1 protein-coding gene is annotated in these 1093 nt (G+C 68.7%); it reads left to right on the forward strand.

Annotated elements, in window-relative coordinates:
* Window positions 1–1093, forward strand: a 1093-nt coding sequence (locus OP86_RS32490; protein ID WP_030060325.1) for a 3-dehydroquinate synthase II family protein, incomplete at both ends; no start/stop codon positions are given.

The following is a 1093-nucleotide window of genomic DNA, read 5'->3' on the forward strand; positions in this document are numbered from 1 at the left end:
GATCTCCGTGGTTTCGCCGGTGAGCTCGCGGCTGCCGTCATCGAGGAGAGTGCTCACCTCGGTGTCGAGGCCGTCGTGTTCGACGACCCGGACCTGGCGGCGAAGATTCCGCCGAACCTGACGAAGACCGCCGTGGTGAACGGGGAGACCCCGACCACGCTGATCGACCGGCTGGTCGAGGTGGTGGACCTGCTGGTCGTGGACCACGCGATCGCCGAGAAGTTCGAGGGGATCCGGCCGGGTCTGCGCACCGGTGTGCTGGTGCGGGTGCTGGACGAGCAGACCCTGGACGTCGCCTGCAAGGTGGCGAACCGGGCCGAGGTGACGCTGGTGGAGTTCCGGCAGGACCCGAGCAAGATCCCGCTGGAGATCCTGCTGGCCGCGGCGGACCAGGCCAAGGGCTCGATCGTGACGGTGGTCGAGGACATCGAGGACGCGAAGATCACCATCGGGGTGCTGGAGCGCGGTTCGGACGGTGTGCTGTTCACCCCGAAGCGGGTGGGCGAGGTGACCGAGCTGGTCGAGGCCACCCACGGGCAGGCGTCGTCGCTGGACCTGGAGCCGCTGGAGATCGTCCAGCTGCAGCACCTGGGCCTGGGCGACCGGGTCTGCGTGGACACCTGCTCGCACCTGCGCCCCAACGAGGGGATCCTGCTGGGCTCGTACTCCAGTGGTCTGATGCTGGTCAGCAGTGAGACCCACCCGCTGCCGTACATGCCGACCCGCCCGTTCCGGGTCAACGCGGCCGCGCTGTCCACGTACACGCTGACTCCGGGCAACCGCACCCAGTACCTGTCCGAGCTGCACTGCGGCTCGGAGATCCTGGCCGTCTCCACTGACGGCAGCGTGCGCACCGTGATCGTCGGGCGGATCAAGATGGAGTCCCGTCCGATGCTGCGGATCGAGGCCCGTACCGCGAGCGGTCAGCTGGTGGACATGGTCGGGCAGGACGACTGGCACGTGCGGGCGCTGGGCCCGGGCGGCAGCGTCCACAACTTCACCGAGCTGCGCAAGGGCGACGTCATCCTGGGCCACACCATGACCGACCAGCGCCACGTCGGCTACGCGATCCGCGAGTTCCTCCACGAGCAGT

Origin of the sequence: Streptomyces novaecaesareae (assembly GCF_000716875.1) — a bacterium.
Taxonomy (GTDB): domain Bacteria; phylum Actinomycetota; class Actinomycetes; order Streptomycetales; family Streptomycetaceae; genus Kitasatospora; species Kitasatospora novaecaesareae.